Annotated in this window: 14 protein-coding genes; 13 read left to right on the top strand and 1 reads right to left on the bottom strand. The window is 69.7% G+C overall.

Annotation, left to right across the window (positions count from 1 at the left end):
- The first annotated feature begins 10 nt into the window (after positions 1-10).
- From KI385_RS13015 to KI385_RS12955, 13 genes are all read left to right on the top strand, one after another.
- On the top strand, positions 11-1,750 hold the full coding sequence (locus KI385_RS13015; protein WP_238572335.1) for a UDP-N-acetylmuramoyl-L-alanyl-D-glutamate--2,6-diaminopimelate ligase: 1,740 nt from the start codon (positions 11-13) through the stop codon (positions 1,748-1,750).
- Positions 1,751-1,812: 62 nt separating this feature from the next.
- A complete protein-coding gene (locus KI385_RS13010) occupies positions 1,813-3,255 on the top strand; it encodes a UDP-N-acetylmuramoyl-tripeptide--D-alanyl-D-alanine ligase (RefSeq protein WP_238572334.1) in 1,443 nt (480 codons plus the stop codon).
- A gap of 5 nt (positions 3,256-3,260) precedes the next feature.
- On the top strand, positions 3,261-4,325 hold the full coding sequence (gene mraY / locus KI385_RS13005; RefSeq protein WP_128512364.1) for a phospho-N-acetylmuramoyl-pentapeptide-transferase: 1,065 nt from the start codon (positions 3,261-3,263) through the stop codon (positions 4,323-4,325).
- Positions 4,322-5,788 carry a UDP-N-acetylmuramoyl-L-alanine--D-glutamate ligase gene (gene murD / locus KI385_RS13000; RefSeq protein ID WP_238572333.1) on the top strand — a complete coding sequence of 489 codons (1,467 nt, stop codon included), beginning with the start codon at positions 4,322-4,324 and terminating at the stop codon, positions 5,786-5,788. The genes mraY and murD overlap by 4 nt, the downstream gene beginning before the upstream one ends.
- A gap of 60 nt (positions 5,789-5,848) precedes the next feature.
- A complete protein-coding gene (gene ftsW, locus KI385_RS12995; RefSeq protein ID WP_238572332.1) occupies positions 5,849-7,198 on the top strand; it encodes a putative lipid II flippase FtsW in 1,350 nt (449 codons plus the stop codon).
- A gap of 6 nt (positions 7,199-7,204) precedes the next feature.
- Entirely contained in the window at positions 7,205-8,296 is a 1,092-nt protein-coding gene (gene murG / locus KI385_RS12990; RefSeq protein ID WP_128512357.1) for an undecaprenyldiphospho-muramoylpentapeptide beta-N-acetylglucosaminyltransferase, read from the top strand.
- Between the two features lie 22 nt (positions 8,297-8,318).
- The gene (locus tag KI385_RS12985; RefSeq protein ID WP_238572331.1) at positions 8,319-9,134 is read left to right on the top strand and encodes a cell division protein FtsQ/DivIB; all 816 of its coding nucleotides are present in this window, start codon (positions 8,319-8,321) and stop codon (positions 9,132-9,134) included.
- Positions 9,135-9,417: 283 nt separating this feature from the next.
- The gene (gene ftsZ, locus KI385_RS12980) at positions 9,418-10,644 is read left to right on the top strand and encodes a cell division protein FtsZ (RefSeq protein WP_238572330.1); all 1,227 of its coding nucleotides are present in this window, start codon (positions 9,418-9,420) and stop codon (positions 10,642-10,644) included.
- 13 nt (positions 10,645-10,657) lie between these two features.
- The gene (gene pgeF, locus KI385_RS12975; protein ID WP_238572329.1) at positions 10,658-11,416 is read left to right on the top strand and encodes a peptidoglycan editing factor PgeF; all 759 of its coding nucleotides are present in this window, start codon (positions 10,658-10,660) and stop codon (positions 11,414-11,416) included.
- A complete protein-coding gene (locus KI385_RS12970) occupies positions 11,416-12,162 on the top strand; it encodes a YggS family pyridoxal phosphate-dependent enzyme (protein WP_238572328.1) in 747 nt (248 codons plus the stop codon). Before pgeF ends, KI385_RS12970 begins: the two co-directional genes overlap by 1 nt.
- Positions 12,163-12,285: 123 nt before the next feature.
- On the top strand, positions 12,286-12,906 hold the full coding sequence (locus KI385_RS12965; protein ID WP_128512362.1) for a cell division protein SepF: 621 nt from the start codon (positions 12,286-12,288) through the stop codon (positions 12,904-12,906).
- Positions 12,907-12,977: 71 nt separating this feature from the next.
- Positions 12,978-13,271: a YggT family protein gene (locus KI385_RS12960; protein ID WP_006606159.1), complete on the top strand. Its 294-nt coding sequence runs from the start codon at positions 12,978-12,980 to the stop codon at positions 13,269-13,271.
- A gap of 49 nt (positions 13,272-13,320) precedes the next feature.
- Positions 13,321-14,427 carry a DivIVA domain-containing protein gene (locus KI385_RS12955; protein ID WP_238572327.1) on the top strand — a complete coding sequence of 369 codons (1,107 nt, stop codon included), beginning with the start codon at positions 13,321-13,323 and terminating at the stop codon, positions 14,425-14,427.
- A gap of 187 nt (positions 14,428-14,614) precedes the next feature.
- Here KI385_RS12955 and ileS read toward each other — a convergent pair whose 3' ends face one another.
- A complete protein-coding gene (gene ileS / locus KI385_RS12950; RefSeq protein WP_238572326.1) occupies positions 14,615-17,752 on the bottom strand; it encodes an isoleucine--tRNA ligase in 3,138 nt (1,045 codons plus the stop codon).
- Positions 17,753-17,873 lie beyond the last annotated feature (121 nt).

Raw genomic sequence — 17,873 nt, 5'->3', positions numbered from 1 at the left:
CAATCCCGCCGTGACGACCATCACTCCCGACGGCACCCCCGAACCCCGAAACCGCCCCTCCCCACGGCCCTCACTTCGCCCCGGGCCGGTTGTGCCCGGTACGCTCACCGCCGTGTCACAAGCTGATCAGTCCCCCAAACCCCAGCACGCCGCGAAGGGTGGCTCCGGTACCTATCCGGGAGCGCCGCGCCCTGAACAGGTCCGCCCCACCCCCTTGGCGGACCTCGTCGAGCAGCTGGGCGCCCCGGCCCCGTCCTCCGCTGCCGACGTCTCGGTCACCGGCATCACCCACGACTCCCGGGCGGTCCGCCCCGGCGACGTCTATGCCGCGCTGCCCGGCGCCCGTCTGCACGGCGCCGACTTCGTCGCCCAGGCCGCCGACCTCGGCGCCGCCGCGATCCTGACCGACCCGTCGGGTGCCGAGCGTGCCGCCGCGACCGGCCTGCCGGTCCTCGTCGTCGAGAACCCCCGTGCGCGGATGGGCGCGCTGGCCGTCTCGATCTACGGCGCGCCGGGCGAGGACCTGCTCCAGATCGGCATCACCGGCACCTCCGGCAAGACCACCACCGCGTACCTCATCGAGGGCGGGCTACGGGCGGCGGCCGCGAAGCGGCCGGACGGCGGGCTGACCGGCCTGATCGGCACGGTGGAGACCCGTATCGGCGGCGAGCGGATCAAGTCCGAGCGCACCACCCCCGAGGCCACCGACCTGCAGGCGCTGTTCGCGGTGATGCGCGAGCGCGGCGTCCGGGCGGTCGCCATGGAGGTCTCCAGCCACGCACTGGTCCTCGGCCGGGTCGACGGCTGTGTCTTCGACGTCGCGATCTTCAACAACCTCAGCCCGGAGCACATGGAGTTCCACTCCGGCATGGAGGACTACTTCCAGGCCAAGGCCCAGTTGTTCACCAAGGCCCGCAGCCGCGCCGGCGTCGTCAACCTCGACGACGAATACGGCAAGCGGCTGGCCGAGGGCGAGTCCGAGGTCCCGGTCACCACCTTCTCCGCCGAGGGCCACCCGGACGCGGACTGGCGAGCCTTTGACGTCGAGGTCGGCGCGCTCGGCTCGACCTTCACCGTGCACGGCCCGGACGGCCAGACCCTGCGCGCCGCGTCCCCGATCGCCGGCCCGTTCAACGTCGCCAACGCGCTCGCCGCGATCACCGCCCTGGTCGTCGCCGGTGTCGACCCGCAGACCGCCGCCGACGGCGTCGCCGCGGTCCCCGGCGTGCCCGGCCGCCTGGAGCGTATCGACGCCGGCCAGCCGTACCTCGCGGTCGTCGACTACGCCCACAAGACCGACGCCGTCGAATCGGTTCTGCGCGCGCTGCGCAAGGTCACCGACGGCAAGCTGCACGCCGTGCTCGGCTGCGGCGGCGACCGCGACCCGCACAAGCGCGCCCCCATGGGCGCCGCGGTGGCCCGCCTCGCCGACACGGCCATCCTGACCTCCGACAACCCCCGCAACGAGGACCCGCTCGCGATCCTCGCCACCATGCTCGCGGGCGCCGCCGAGGTCCCGATCCACGAACGTGGCACGGTGCTGGTCGAAGAAGAGCGGGCCGCCGCCATCGCCGCCGCCGTCGCCCGCGCCGAGCCCGGTGACACCGTGATCGTCGCGGGCAAGGGCCACGAGCAGGGCCAGGACATCGCCGGAGTGGTGCGCCCCTTCGACGACCGTCAGGTGCTGCGCGATGCCATCGAGGAATCGCAGAAGTCGCAGCAGTCACCGCAGCCGAACCACCAGGGATGACACACCGCCATGCGCGCACAATCCTTCCACCGTCACCGCTTGCCCCTCGCCGGGGGTGACCTGTGATCTCCCTGTCCCTCGCCGAGATCGCGAACATCGTCGGCGGGCAGCAGCACGACATACCGGACGACACCCGCACGGTCACCGGGCCGGTTGTCACCGACTCCCGCGCGGTGCGTCCCGGCGGTCTGTTCGTGGCCTTCGCCGGTGAGCGCGTCGACGGCCACGACTTCGCGCCGGGTGCCGTCGAGGCGGGCGCGGTGGCCGTACTGGCCGCCCGCCCCGTCGGCGTCCCCGCGATTGTCGTCGACGACGTTGTCGCCGCCCTCGGTGCGCTCGCCCGTACCGTGGTCGAGCGACTGGGCACCACCGTCGTGGGCCTCACCGGCTCGGCCGGCAAGACCAGCACCAAGGACCTGATCGCCCAGCTGCTGCAGCGGCACGGCCCGACCGTCTGGCCGGAGGGCAATCTCAACAACGAGATCGGGCTGCCGCTGACCGCGCTGCGTGCCGACGACACCACCCGCCATCTCGTCCTGGAGATGGGTGCCCGCGGCGTCGGCCACATCCGCTACCTCGCGGAGCTGACCCCGCCGAGGATCGGTCTGGTGCTCAACGTCGGCAGCGCGCACATCGGCGAGTTCGGCGGCCGCGAGCAGATCGCCGAGGCAAAGGGCGAACTCGTCGAGGCGCTGCCCTCGGCCGAGGACGGCGGAATCGCCGTGCTCAATGCCGACGATCCGTACGTACGCGCCATGGCGTCCCGTACGAAGGCCCGCACGATCCTGTTCGGTGAGGCCGCGGACGCCGCGGTACGTGCCGAGAATGTCCGGCTCACGGAGCTCGGACAGCCCGCCTTCACGCTTCACACACCCTCCGGGTGCAGTGATGTGACCATGCGGCTGTACGGTGAGCACCACGTGTCGAACGCGCTCGCCGCGGCCGCCGTCGCCCATGAGTTGGGCATGCCCGTAGACGAGATCGCCATCGCGCTCTCCGAAGCCGGCACGCTCTCCCGCTGGCGTATGGAGGTCACCGAGCGCGTGGACGGCGTGACGGTCGTCAACGACGCCTACAACGCGAACCCGGAGTCCATGCGAGCGGCGCTGCGAGCGCTGGTCGCGATGGGCGCAGCCGCCAAGGCGACGGGCGGTCGTACGTGGGCGGTGCTCGGTGAGATGGCCGAGCTCGGCGAGGAGTCGCTCGCCGAACACGACGCGGTCGGGCGGCTGGTCGTCCGGCTCAACGTCAGCAAGCTCGTGGCAGTCGGCGGCAGGGAAGCGGCCTGGCTCGACATGGGCGCCAAGAACGAGGGTTCGTGGGGTGAGGAGTCGGTGCACGTGTCCGACGCGCGGGCGGCGGTCGACCTGTTGCGCAGCGAGCTGCGACCGGGAGACGTCGTGCTGGTGAAGGCGTCCAGGTCGGTGGGGCTGGAGCGGGTCGCCGCAGCATTGCTGGACGACGAGGGCGTACTGGGCGCTGAGGGTGGAGCCGCGTCCCGATGAACTCGATGAAGCAGATCCTCTTCTCCGGAATGATCGGGCTCTTCCTGACCCTGATCGGTACCCCGGTGCTGATCAAGCTGCTGGCGAAAAAGGGGTACGGGCAGTTCATCCGCGATGACGGCCCGCGCGACCACCACAGCAAGCGCGGTACGCCCACGATGGGTGGTATCGCCTTCATCCTGGCCACGATCATCGCCTACGCGCTGACCAAGGTCATCACGAGCAGCGACCCCACCTTCTCCGGTGTGCTGGTGCTGTTCCTGATGGCGGGCATGGGCCTGGTCGGCTTCCTCGACGACTACATCAAGATCGTCAAGCAGCGTTCGCTGGGCCTGCGCGCCAAGGCGAAGATGGCCGGCCAGCTGATCGTCGGTATCGCCTTCGCGGTGCTGTCGCTGCAGTTCGCCGACCTGCGCGGGCAGACCCCGGCTTCCGACCGGCTGTCCTTCACCCAGGACTTCGGCTGGCAGATCGGCCCGGTGATCTTCGTGATCTGGGCGCTGTTCATGATCCTGGCGATGTCCAACGGCGTGAACCTCACCGACGGCCTCGACGGCCTGGCCACCGGCGCCTCGGTGATGGTCTTCGGCGCGTACACCTTCATCGGTATCTGGCAGCACCAGGAATCCTGCGCCAACCAGATCACCGCCGGACCGGGCTGTTACGAGGTCCGCGACCCGCTCGACCTCGCGGTCGTGGCCTCCGCGCTGATGGGTGCCTGCTTCGGCTTCCTGTGGTGGAACACCTCACCCGCCAAGATCTTCATGGGTGACACCGGCTCGCTGGCCCTGGGCGGCGCGCTGGCCGGCCTGGCGATCTGCTCCCGTACGGAGCTGCTGCTCGCCCTCCTCGGCGGTCTCTTCGTCCTGATCACCATGTCCGTGGTCATCCAGGTCGGCTCCTTCAAGCTGACCGGCAAGCGGGTCTTCCGGATGGCGCCACTCCAGCACCACTTCGAACTCAAGGGGTGGTCCGAAGTCCTTGTGGTGGTCAGATTCTGGATCATCCAGGGCATGTGCGTCATCGTGGGACTCGGCATCTTCTACGGCGGCTGGCAGGCAGCGAAGTGACCACGCACGGCCCGACCGACATCCCCGCGGGGTTCGCCGGTCAGCACATCACCGTCGCCGGCCTGGGTGTGAGCGGCATCAGTGCCGCCCGCGCCCTGGCCGGCCTCGGCGCCCATGTCACCGTCGTGGACGGCGGTGACGGCGACAAGCAGCAGGCGGCAGCCCGTGAGCTGGCGGCGGAGGGGGTCACGGTCCGTCTCGGCGACGGCGCGACCCTCCCCGAGGGCACCGAGCTGGTCGTCACCTCGCCCGGCTGGAAGCCGGACAGCCCGCTGTTCGCGGCGGCCGCCGCGGCCGGTGTGGACGTGGTCGGTGATGTGGAGATCGCCTGGCGGCTGCGGGGGCCGGACGCCGCGGCCTGGCTCGGGGTGACCGGCACCAACGGCAAGACCACCACCGTGCGGATGCTGGCCTCGATCCTGGCCGCCGAGGGCCTGCACACCATGGCCGTCGGCAACATCGGCACCCCGATCGTCGATGTCGTCCTCGGCCAGGGCAAGGACGGCGCACGCCCCTACGACGTGCTCGCCGTCGAGCTCTCCAGCTACCAGCTGCACTGGGCGCCGTCACTGCGCGCGCACTCCGCCGCGGTCCTCAACATCGCCCCCGACCACCTCGACTGGCACGGCTCCATGGCCGAGTACGCCGCCGACAAGGGCCGGATCTACGAGGGCAACACCGTCGCCTGCGTCTACAACGTGGCCGACAAGGCGACCGAGGACCTGGTGCGCGAGGCCGACGTCGAGGAGGGCTGCCGCGCCATCGGCTTCACCCTCGGCACCCCCGGCCCCTCCCAACTCGGCGTCGTCGAGGGCATCCTCGTCGACCGCGCCTTCGTGGAGAACCGGCAGAAGCAGGCCCAGGAGCTCGCCGAGATCTCCGACATCGCGCCCGGCTCCGGCCCGCCCGCCCCGCACAACATCGCCAACGCCCTCGCGGCGGCGGCGCTGGCCCGTGCCTTCGGCGTCCGGCCCGCTGCCGTACGCGACGGACTGCGTGCCTTCCACCCGGACGCGCACCGCATCCAGCACATCGCGGACATCGACGGCGTCACCTACATCGACGACTCCAAGGCCACCAACACCCACGCCGCCGAGGCGTCGTTGGCGGCGTACGAGCACATCGTGTGGATCGCCGGCGGCCTCGCCAAGGGCGCGACCTTCGACGAGCTGGTGCAGAAGTCGGCGGCCCGGCTGCGCGGCGTGGTGCTGATCGGCGCCGATCGGGCGCTGATTCGCGAAGCCCTGGCGCGACACGCCCCCGATGTCCCGGTGGTCGACCTCGACCGGACCGACACTGGGGCGATGCCTGAGGCGGTCCGGGAAGCGACCCGCCTGGCCCAGCCCGGCGACACCGTCCTGCTGGCCCCGGCCTGTGCCTCGATGGACATGTTCGTCAATTACAACAAGCGGGGCGACGCCTTCGCCGACGCGGTCGGTGAGCTGACCGCACGGGATCACTAGACCGCATCTCCCCGCTGTCGTCGAAACCCGGCGGCGAGCACACCTGTGGAGGGGACGAGGATGACGGCCAGATCGGCGAAGGCTGCCCCGTCGCGTCCGCCCCGCCGGACCTCCGCGGTGCGCCCGCCGCGCGGCAGGCGCACCGCGGGCGGCCCCCGGGGGCTCCACACCCGGCTGAAACGGGCCTGGGACCGCCCCCTGACCGCGTACTACCTGATCCTCGGCGGCAGCCTGCTGATCACCGTCCTGGGCCTGGTGATGGTCTACTCGGCGTCCCAGATCAAGGCGCTGCAGTCCGGGCTCTCCCCGACGTTCTTCTTCCGCAAGCAGCTGCTCGCGGCCGCCCTCGGCGGCGGGCTGCTGGTGATCGCGTCCCGGTTGTCGGTGCGTCTGCACCGCGGGCTGGCCTACCCGCTGCTCACCGTCTCGGTGTTCCTGATGTGCCTGGTGCAGATTCCGGGCATAGGGGTCGCGGTCAACGGCAACCAGAACTGGATCAACCTCGGCGGCCCTTTCCAGATGCAACCGAGCGAGTTCGCCAAGCTCGCGCTGGTCCTGTGGGGCGCCGATCTGCTGGCCCGCAAGCAGGACAAGAAGCTGCTGGTGCAGTGGAAGCATCTGCTGGTGCCGCTGATCCCGGTGGCGTTCCTGCTGCTCGGGCTGATCATGCTCGGCGGCGACATGGGCACCGCGATCATTCTCACGGCGATCCTCTTCGGACTGTTGTGGCTGGCCGGAGCGCCCACCCGGCTGTTCGTGGGGGTGCTGGGCACCGCCACGGTGATCGGGGCGCTGCTGATCAAGACCAGTGCCAACCGGATGTCCCGGCTGGCCTGCATCGGCGCGACCGATCCGGGCCCCGGTGACCAGTGCTGGCAGGCCGTGCACGGAATCTATGCCCTGGCATCCGGCGGATTCTTCGGTTCCGGGCTGGGTGCGAGTATGGAAAAATGGGGTGAACTCCCTGAACCGCACACCGACTTCATCTTCGCCATCACCGGGGAGGAACTGGGTCTGGCGGGGACGCTGTCGGTGCTCGCCCTCTTCGCGGCTCTAGGCTATGCGGGTATCCGCGTGGCCGGACGCACGGAGGACCCCTTCGTACGGTACGCCGCGGGAGGCGTGACCACCTGGATCACGGCCCAGGCCGTGATCAACATCGGTGCGGTGCTCGGCCTGTTGCCGATCGCCGGTGTCCCGCTCCCGCTGTTCTCCTACGGAGGCTCCGCCCTGCTGCCCACGATGTTCGCCATCGGGCTGCTGATCGCCTTCGCGCGTGACGAGCCCGCTGCGCGGGCGGCGTTGGCTGCGTTGGCTACGCGGAAGCCGGTTTTCGGAAGGAAACCGGCTGGGGTGAGATGGAAGACGATGAGACGGCGCGTCAAGAAGCGGCCGTCCGGAGAGCGGTGAATTTCGGTGCATGTCGTACTCGCCGGTGGGGGGACCGCCGGCCACATCGAGCCCGCGCTCGCCCTCGCGGACGCACTGCGGAGGCAGGACCCCACCGTGGGGATCACGGCACTCGGCACGGAGAAGGGGCTGGAGACCCGGCTCGTCCCGGAGCGCGGCTATGAGCTGGGTCTCATCCCGGCCGTACCGCTGCCGCGCAAGCCCACGCCCGAACTGATCACCGTCCCCGGGCGGCTGCGCGGCACGATCAAGGCCGCCGAGCAGATCCTGGAGCGCACGAAGGCGGACTGTGTCGTCGGCTTCGGCGGCTATGTGGCGCTGCCCGGCTATCTGGCCGCCAAGCGGCTCGGTGTGCCGATCATCGTCCACGAGGCCAACGCGCGCCCCGGTCTGGCGAACAAGATCGGCTCGCGGTACGCCAAGTTCGTCGCCGTCAGCACGCCCGACAGCAAGCTGCGCGGTGCCCGCTATGTCGGTATTCCGCTGCGCCGCACCATCGCCACCCTGGACCGCGCCGCGGTCCGCCCCGAGGCGCGAGCCGCCTTCGGTCTCGACCCCAACCTCCCGACACTCCTGGTGTCCGGTGGCTCCCAGGGCGCGCGCCGGCTGAACGAGGTCATTCAGGCCGCCGTTCCGGCCCTCCAGCGCGCCGGTATTCAGGTCCTGCACGCGGTCGGCCCGAAGAACGAACTGCCGCATGTGGACAACATGCCCGGGATGCCCCCCTATGTCCCGGTACCGTACGTGGACCGGATGGATCTCGCGTACGCCGCGGCCGACATGATGCTCTGCCGCGCGGGCGCGATGACCGTCGCCGAGTTGTCCGCCGTCGGGCTCCCGGCCGCTTTCGTCCCGCTGCCCATCGGCAACGGCGAGCAGCGGCTCAACGCCCAGCCGCTGGTCAACGCCGGCGGGGGCCTGCTGGTCGATGACGCCCAGCTGACCCCGGACTGGGTGCAGAGCAGCGTGCTCCCGGTTCTCGCGGATCCGCACCGGTTGTACGAGATGTCCCGCGCGGCCTCCGAGTTCGGCCGCCGGGACGCCGACGAGCTGCTGGTCGGCATGGTGTACGAGGCGATCGCGCAGCGCAACAAGTAGCGCACGAGAGAAGGCAGGGAGCGTGGCCGGACCGACAACCGCCCGGCGCGGCGAGAAGAAGTCACCGTCCGGCCCGCCCTCCGTCCCGGAGGTACGCGGGCGAAGATTCCGGTGGATGCGCATTCCCCTTCGCGCGCCGGGCCGCCGTGGTCTGATCATCATCATGGTCCTCGCGGCGCTGCTCGGCGCGTTCGGCGTCTGGGCGCTCTACGCCTCGAACTGGCTCCGGGTCGAACAGGTCAGGGCCAGTGGCACGAAGGTTCTGACACCGCGTGAAGTCGTCGACGCGGCCGATGCCCCGATGAACGCGCCGTTGGTTTCGGTGGATACGGACGCACTTGCCCGCCGGCTGCGCGCACGGCTGCCGCGCATCAAGGCAGTTGACGTCGAGCGGTCCTGGCCGCACACGATCGGTCTGAAGGTGACCGAAAGAACGCCGGAACTGCTGATGCGAGCGGGCGGAAAGTTTGTCGAAGTGGACGCCGAGGGCGTCCGGTTCGCCACCGTCGGCGCCGCTCCCAAGGGCGTTCCGCTTCTGGAAATGTCCGTATCGGACTCCCCGAGTCTGCGCCGGTTCGGAATCGACCGGTTGCGGCGCGCCGCGGTCGAGGTCGCCCAGGATCTGCCGTCGGCCGTGCACAAGGACGTACGTAAGGTTCGCGTACGGTCTTATGACTCCATCACCCTCGAACTGGCCGGCGGGCGCACGGTCGCCTGGGGCAGCAGTGAACAGGGCGCCGAAAAGGCGAAGGTGCTCACCGCGCTGCTGAAAGCGGCACGTGACGGGCGCCACTTCGACATCTCGGTTCCCAGTGCCCCTGCGGTATCGGGGAGTTGACGTTCGTAGCCGCAGGCCAGCACCCTGGATGGCTACGACTATGGGTGATCACATAGGGTGAAAAGAAAAACGGGAGGTTCGGCGTGTTCGTTGAACGCGCGCGCCTTGTCGACTTAGTGTCTCGTTCCAAAGGGACTATGGAACCAAGGAACACAGGCACAGGTAACCCTAAACTTCAACGTTAGGGTTCGGGTCGGCTATACGGACCGTCCCATCGGCATCAGTCGGCGTCCACACGTCAAGTGCGGCGACGACACGTAACTCGAGGCGAGAGGCCTTCGACGTGGCAGCACCGCAGAACTACCTCGCAGTCATCAAGGTCGTCGGCATCGGCGGCGGTGGCGTGAACGCCATCAACCGGATGATCGAGGTCGGGCTCAAGGGCGTCGAGTTCATCGCGATCAACACCGATGCACAGGCGCTGCTGATGAGCGACGCCGACGTCAAGCTCGACGTCGGCCGCGAAATGACCCGCGGACTCGGCGCCGGCGCGAACCCGGATGTGGGTCGCAAGGCGGCCGAGGACCACCGTGAGGAGATCGAGGAGGTCCTCAAGGGGGCCGACATGGTCTTCGTGACCGCGGGTGAGGGCGGCGGCACCGGCACCGGCGGCGCGCCCGTCGTCGCCAACATCGCCCGCTCGCTGGGCGCCCTGACGATCGGTGTGGTCACCCGGCCGTTCACCTTCGAGGGCCGCCGTCGCGCCAACCAGGCCGAGGACGGCATCGCCCAGCTGCGCGAAGAGGTCGACACCCTCATCGTGATTCCCAACGACCGACTGCTGTCCATCTCGGACCGCCAGGTGAGCGTGCTCGACGCGTTCAAGTCTGCGGACCAGGTGCTGCTGTCGGGTGTCCAGGGCATCACCGACCTGATCACCACACCGGGCCTGATCAACCTCGACTTCGCCGACGTCAAGTCCGTGATGTCCGAGGCCGGCTCCGCCCTCATGGGCATCGGCTCGGCGCGCGGCGACGACCGCGCGGTGGCCGCCGCGGAGATGGCGATCTCCTCGCCGCTCCTGGAGGCGTCGATCGACGGTGCCCGCGGTGTGCTGCTGTCCATCTCGGGCGGCTCCGACCTCGGTCTCTTCGAGATCAACGAGGCCGCACAGCTGGTCAGCGAGGCCGCGCACCCGGAAGCCAACATCATCTTCGGTGCGGTCATCGACGACGCACTGGGCGACGAGGTCCGGGTGACCGTCATCGCCGCGGGCTTCGACGGCGGTCAGCCGCCGGCCCGTCGCGATGCGCAGTCCGCGCTGTCGTCCCCCAAGCGCGAGGAGCCCACCCCGGCCACCAGCCGTCCGGCCGCCCCGCCGGAGCCGCGTACGTCGTCCTTCGGCGGACTGGGCTCGGTGCCCGTGCGCGACGAGGAGCCGGCCTCGGCCGAATCCTCCTCGCTGGGCGAGGTCCCGTCGTCCCCGGCGAGCGCTCCGCAGGTTCCCCCGGCCCGTCCGTACTCGGACTCCGCGGCCGAGGAACTGGACGTTCCCGACTTCCTGAAGTGACCGAAGCACCGAAGTGATAGGGCACCAGCACCACGAGAGCGGCGCGCATTTCGCCTTCACCGACAGGTGGGGCGGGGTGAGCGCCGCTCCGTATGAGCAGCTCAATCTGGGCGGCGCGGTCGGCGACGACCCGCAGGCCGTACGCACCAACCGGGCACGCGCGGCCGGGGAACTCGGCCTCGACCCGGCCGCGGTGGTCTGGATGAACCAGGTCCACGGCCGGGACGTGGCGGTGGTCGACGGGCCGTGGCGCGACAAGGACATCCCCTGCGTGGACGCGGTGGTGACGGGCCGCCGGGGCCTCGCGCTCGCGGTGCTGACCGCGGACTGCACCCCGGTCCTGCTCGCCGACCCGGCCGCCGGGATCACGGGCGCCGCCCACGCAGGCCGGCCCGGTCTGGTCGCCGGGGTCGTGCCGGCGGTCGTCGAGGCGATGGTGAAGCTGGGCGCGGAGCCGGCGCGGATCATCGCGTACACCGGACCCGCGATCTGCGGGCGCTGTTACGAGGTGCCCGAGGCGATGCGCGCCGAGGTTGCCACGGTGGTGCCCGAGGCGTTTGCGACGACCGGTTGGGGCACCCCGGCGGTGGATGTCACCGCAGGTGTACGGGCCCAACTCGCCGCCGCGGGGGTGCCGGTGCGTGAGGATTCGCACATCTGCACGCGCGAATCGGCGGACCATTTCTCTTATCGACGCGACCGCACGACCGGGCGGCTCGCGAGCTACGTATGGCTTGGGGGTACCCCTGCCGGAGGTGGGGAGGCCGAGTGATGACGGACGACCGCAGAACTCAACTGGCGCAGAACCTGGCGCGGGTGGAGGATCGTATCTCCACCGCATGCGCCAAGGCCGGCCGGCCGCGCGAGGAGGTGACCCTGATCGTGGTCACCAAGACCTACCCCGCGAGCGATGTCCGGTTGCTCGCGGAGCTGGGGGTGAGGCAGGTCGCGGAGAACCGCGACCAGGAGGCGGCACCCAAGGCTGCCGAATGCGCTGATTTGCCCCTTACTTGGCACTTCGTTGGTCAATTGCAGACGAACAAGGTGCGTTCCGTGGCCGGTTATGCCGGAATTGTTCAATCGATCGACCGGACCAGATTGGTCACCGCGCTCTCCAAGGAAGCCGTCCGCGCCGAGCGTGAGTTGGGTTGCCTGATCCAGGTGGCACTTGACGCGGAGTCGGGGGACGCCGGGCGGGTGGGCGGGAAGAGTGCCGCGGACCGGGGCGGGGTGGCGCCGGACGGGGTCGAGGCGCTCGCCGACGCGATCGCCGGCGCCCAAGGGCTGCGTCTGGACGGTGTGATGACCGTGGCGCCGCTGGCCGGGCCGTATGCCGGCCGCCAACTCGCCGCATTCGAACGACTCATGGAAATCTCAACCGACCTGCGCGCCACCCATCCTGCTGCCAACATGGTGTCAGCAGGCATGAGCTCGGACCTTGAGGACGCCGTGGCAGCCGGAGCGACACATGTGCGCGTCGGCACTGCGGTACTCGGAGTCCGACCACGGCTCGGGTAACGTCGCGAAGCAAGTCGGACCACAGCACAAAATATGGTCATTCCCGCAGAAAGCGGGAGGCCCGCGTGGATCCAAGGCCTCTGGCGACGGAGCCGATCCACCACAGAGCGGAGGACGCAGAGAATGGCCGGCGCGATGCGCAAGATGGCGGTCTACCTCGGCCTCGTGGAGGACGATGGGTACGACGGCCGGGGGTTCGACCCCGACGACGAGTTCGAGCCCGAGCTTGACCCGGAACCCGATCGAGGGCGGCGGCAGCAGCATCAAGTGCAGGCCGAAACACGCCCGGAACGGGAGGAACCCGTCCGTGTCGTGACGCCTCCGGCGCAACGCGAACCGGCCCCGCTCGCCGCGGAAAGCGGACGACCCGCGCGAATCGCCCCCGTGGCATCCATCACACCCGACCGTCCGAATCTGGAGAAGAACGCACCGGTGATCATGCCCAAGGTTGTGTCCGAGCGGGAGCCCTACCGCATCACCACACTGCACCCCCGGACCTACAACGAAGCCCGTACCATCGGGGAACACTTCCGTGAGGGCACTCCGGTGATCATGAATCTCACGGAGATGGACGACATTGACGCGAAGCGACTTGTCGACTTTGCTGCCGGTCTGGTCTTCGGTCTGCACGGCAGCATCGAGCGGGTGACGCAGAAGGTGTTCCTGTTGTCGCCTGCTAACGTCGATGTCACGGCGGAGGACAAGGCCCGCATCGCAGAGGGCGGGTTCTTCAACCAGAGCTGAGACGCAACACCGGGCACACCGAGGCCGTAAGGCCAACACAGGAGCAAGGCAAGGGGAGAGGGACGCGCGAGATGAGTGTCTTTGGTCAGGTGATCTACATCGCGCTGTACTGCTTCCTGATCGTGTTGATCTTCCGGCTGGTGATGGACTATGTGTTCCAGTTCGCCCGTTCATGGCAACCCGGCAAGGCGATGGTGGTCGTTCTTGAGGCCGCTTACACTGTCACTGATCCGCCACTCAAGCTTCTGCGGCGGGTAATCCCGCCGCTGCGTCTCGGGGGCGTGGCGCTCGACCTGTCCTTCTTCGTATTGATGATCATCGTCTACATCCTGATCACCGTCGTGAGGTCGGTGTTGTTGGTGTGAACGATACGGTCTTGCCGATTGCCGACGACTACGTTGAGGTGAAGTAGAGATGCCGTTGACCCCCGAGGACGTGCGGAACAAGCAGTTCACGACCGTCCGCCTCCGAGAAGGCTATGACGAGGACGAGGTCGATGCCTTCCTCGATGAGGTCGAAGCCGAACTGACCCGGCTCCTGCGGGAGAACGAGGACCTTCGCGCCAAGCTGGCCGCTGCCACCCGCGCCGCCGCGCAGAACCAGCAGCAGCAGGGCCTGCGCAAGGGACCCGACCAGCAGCAGGACCAGCAGCAGAGGCCCGGGGCTCCTGTGCCCGCCGCCATATCAGGTCCGCAGCCGGTCCCGCCGCAGCAGCAGGGGATGGGTGGCCCGCCCCAACTGCCCGGTGGTGCACCGCAGCTGCCCCCAGGTCCTGGCGGTCACGGCCCGCAGGGACCGCACGGTCCCGGTCCGATGGGCCCCGGCGGTCCGATGGGTGGCCCGATGGGCGGCCCCGGCGGACCCCAGCAGCTGCCGCAGGCTCCCCAGCAGGGTGGCCCCGGCGGTGACAGCGCCGCACGCGTGCTGTCGCTGGCACAGCAGACCGCCGACCAGGCGATCGCGGAGGCCCGTTCCGAGGCCAACAAGATCGTCGGCGAGGCGCGCAGCCGTGCCGAGGGCCTGGAGCGGGACGCCCGCGCCAAGGCCGATGCGCTGGAGCGGGACGCGCAGGAGAAGCACCGCGTGGCGATGGGCTCGCTGGAGTCGGCCCGCGCGACGCTGGAGCGCAAGGTCGAGGACCTGCGCGGCTTCGAGCGCGAGTACCGCACGCGGCTGAAGTCCTACCTGGAGAGCCAGCTGCGTCAGCTGGAGAACCAGGCGGACGACTCGCTGGCCCCGCCGCGGACCCCGGCTGCACCTTCGCTGCCGCCGTCCCCGTCGATGGCGTCGGCGGGTGCGGGCACCATGGGCGGCAACCACACCATGGGTGGCGGCCCGTCGATGAGTGGCAACCACTCCATGGCCGGTCAGTCCAGCGGCGGTCCGTCCTATGGCGGTCAGCAGCAGATGTCGCCGGCGATGACCCAGCCGATGGCTCCGGTGCGGCCGCAGAGCCCGCAGCCGATGCAGCAGACGCCGTCGCCGATGCGCGGCTTCCTGATCGACGAGGACGACAACTGACGCCCGCGTAGCGCGCACAGTCGGCAATCAGGGCCGGGCCCCGAGGGAACATTCCTTCGGGGCCCGGCCCTTTTGCGTGAAGTTGTCGGCCTCCGGGTGAGAACGTCCCGGTATGACAAAGCCCCCCGACGCGGGTCGCGTCGGGGGGCTCGGAGCGTCGTACGGACGTACCGGCAGCGCCGGGCGGTTACGCCTTGCGGAGCTGGAAGGTGAGGCCCAGGCCCTCGTCCGTGAACGCGGGGCCGTAGGAACCGTCCGCCTCGCCCGGGGTGAAGTCGGTGGCGAGCACCTCGTCGGCGATCAGGCCGGCGTGGTCGGTCAGCGCCGTACGGAGCTCCTCGTCGGTGGACCGCCAGCGCAGCGCGATCCGGTCGGCGACATCCAGACCGCTGTTCTTACGGGCCTCCTGGATCAGCCGGATGGCGTCGCGGGCCAGGCCCGCCCGGCGCAGCTCCGGGGTGATCTCCAGGTCGAGGGCGACCGTCGCACCCGCGTCGGAGGCCACCGACCAGCCCTCGCGCGGGGTCTCGGTGATGATCACCTCGTCGGGCGCGAGCGAGACGGTCTCGCCGTCGACCTCGACGCTCGCCGTGCCCTCGCGCAGCGCGAGGGAGAGGGCCGCGGCGTCCGCCGCGGCGACGGCCTTGGCGACCGCCTGGACGCCCTTGCCGAACCGCTTGCCCAGTGCACGGAAGTTGGCCTTCGCCGTCGTGTCGACGAGTGAGCCGCCCACCTCCGACAGCGACGCCAGCGAGCTGACGTTGAGCTCCTCGGCGATCTGCGCGCGCAGGTCCTCGGGCAGATCCGCGAAGCCGTGCGCCGCGACCAGCGCACGGGACAGCGGCTGGCGGGTCTTCACACCGGACTCGGCGCGGGTCGCGCGGCCCAGCTCGACCAGCCGGCGCACCAGCTGCATCCGGCCCGACAGCGCCGGGTCGATCAGCGCCTGGTCGGCGACCGGCCACGTGGACAGGTGGACGGACTCCGGGGCGTCCGGCGTGACCGGGACGATCAGGTCCTGCCAGACCCGCTCGGTGATGAACGGGGTGAGCGGGGCCATCAGCCGGGTGACCGTCTCGATGACCTCGTGCAGGGTGCGCAGCGCGGACGCGTCGCCCTGCCAGAAACGGCGGCGGGAGCGGCGGACGTACCAGTTGGAGAGGTCGTCGACGAAGGACGACAGCAGCTTGCCGGCCCGCTGGGTGTCGAACGTCTCCAGGCACTGGGTGACCTGCTCGGTGAGCGTGTTCAGCTCGCCGAGCAGCCAGCGGTCCAGCAGCGGGCGGTCGGCGGGGGCCGGGTCGGACGCGGACGGCGCCCAGTTCGACGTACGGGCGTACAGCGCCTGGAAGGCGACGGTGTTCCAGTACGTCAGCAGCGTCTTGCGGACGACTTCCTGGATGGTGCTGTGGCCCACCCGGCGGGCGGCCCACGGCGAGCCGCCGGCGGCCATGAACCAGCGGACCGCGTCGGCGCCGTGCTGATCCATGAGCGGGATCGGCTGGAGGATGTTGCCCAGGTGCTTGGACATCTTCCGGCCGTCCTCGGCGAGGATGTGGCCCAGGCAGACCACGTTCTCGTACGACGACTTGTCGAAGACCAGGGTGCCGACGGCCATCAGCGTGTAGAACCAGCCGCGGGTCTGGTCGATGGCCTCCGAGATGAACTGCGCCGGGTAGCGCTTCTCGAACAGCTCCTTGTTGCGGTACGGGTAGCCCCACTGCGCGAACGGCATCGAGCCCGAGTCGTACCAGGCGTCGATGACCTCGGGCACGCGGGTCGCGGTGCCCTGGCAGGTCGGGCAGGCGAAGGTGATCTCGTCGATGAACGGACGGTGCGGGTCCAGGCCCGACTGGTCGGTGCCGGTCAGCTCGGTCAGCTCGGTGAGCGAGCCGACGCAGGTGAGGTGGTTCTCCTCGCAGCGCCAGATGGGCAGCGGGGTGCCCCAGTAGCGGTTGCGGGACAGCGCCCAGTCGATGTTGTTGTTGAGCCAGTCGCCGTAGCGGCCGTGCTTGACCGACTCGGGGAACCAGTTGGTGTTCTCGTTCTCCCGGAGCAGGGCGTCCTTGACCGCGGTGGTGCGGATGTACCACGACGGCTGGGCGTAGTAGAGCAGCGCGGTGTGGCAGCGCCAGCAGTGCGGGTAGCTGTGCTCGTAGGCGACGTGCTTGAAGAGCAGACCGCGGGCGTCGAGGTCGGTGACCAGCGCCTCGTCGGCCTTCTTGAAGAACTGGCCGCCGATCAGCGCCAGTTGCTCCTCGAAGGTGCCGTCCGGGCGGACCGGGTTGATCACCGGCAGGTCGTACGCCTTGCAGGTCTTGAGGTCGTCCTCACCGAAGGCCGGGGCCTGGTGGACGAGGCCGGTGCCGTCGTCGGTGGTGACGTACTCGGCGTTGACGACGAAGTTGGCGCCCTCCAGCTCGACGAGGGAGAACGGGCGCTCATAGGCCCAGCGCTCCATCTCGCGGCCGGTGAAGGAGCGGCCGGTGGCCGTCCAGCCCTCCCCGAGGGCCTTCTCCAGCAGCGGCTCGGCGACGACGAGCCGCTCCGTACCGTCGGTGGCGACGACGTAGGTGACGTCGGGGTGCGCGGCGACGGCCGTGTTGGAGACCAGGGTCCAGGGGGTGGTCGTCCAGATCAGCAGTGCGGCCTCGCCGGCCAGCGGGCCCGAGGTCAGCGGGAGGCGGACGAAGACCGAGGGGTCGACGACCGTCTCGTAGCCCTGCGCCAGCTCGTGGTCCGACAGACCGGTGCCACAGCGCGGGCACCAGGGGGCGACGCGGTGGTCCTGGACCAGCAGGCCCTTGTTGAAGATCTCCTTCAGCGACCACCACACCGACTCGATGTAGTCGGGGTCCATCGTGCGGTACGGGGCATCGAGGTCGGTCCAGTAGCCCATACGGGTCGTGAGCTCGGCGAAGGCGTCGGTGTGGCGGGTCACCGACTCGCGGCACTTGGCGTTGAACTCGGCGATGCCGTACGCCTCGATGTCCTTCTTGCCGTTGAAGCCCAGTTCCTTCTCCACGGCCAGCTCGACCGGGAGGCCGTGGCAGTCCCAGCCGGCCTTGCGGTCGACGTGGTAGCCCTGCATCGTGCGGAAGCGGGGGAAGACGTCCTTGAAGACGCGCGCCTCGATGTGGTGGGCGCCGGGCATGCCGTTGGCCGTCGGGGGGCCTTCGTAGAAGACCCACTCGGGCCGTCCCTCGGACTGCTGGAGGGTACGGGCGAAGACCTTCTGCTCCTGCCAGAACTCGAGCACGGCGTGCTCAAGGGCGGGGAGGTCTACCTGGGCGGGTACCTGGCGGTACTGGGGCTGCGGACTCATCGGGGTTTCCTCCGGCGGACACCTGCTGCGTTCTCCGTCCGGAGGGACGAGAGCCTCGGCTCCCGCGGTACCACCCTCCTTGGCGGTGCCACTGCACCGCCCCCTCATTGGGGTCGCGCTG

It is taken from the genome of Streptomyces inhibens (genome assembly GCF_022221585.1).
Lineage (GTDB): Bacteria > Actinomycetota > Actinomycetes > Streptomycetales > Streptomycetaceae > Streptomyces > Streptomyces inhibens.
Note: the sequence above shows the minus strand (reverse complement) of the source record. Positions and strands in the feature narration are given on the sequence as shown.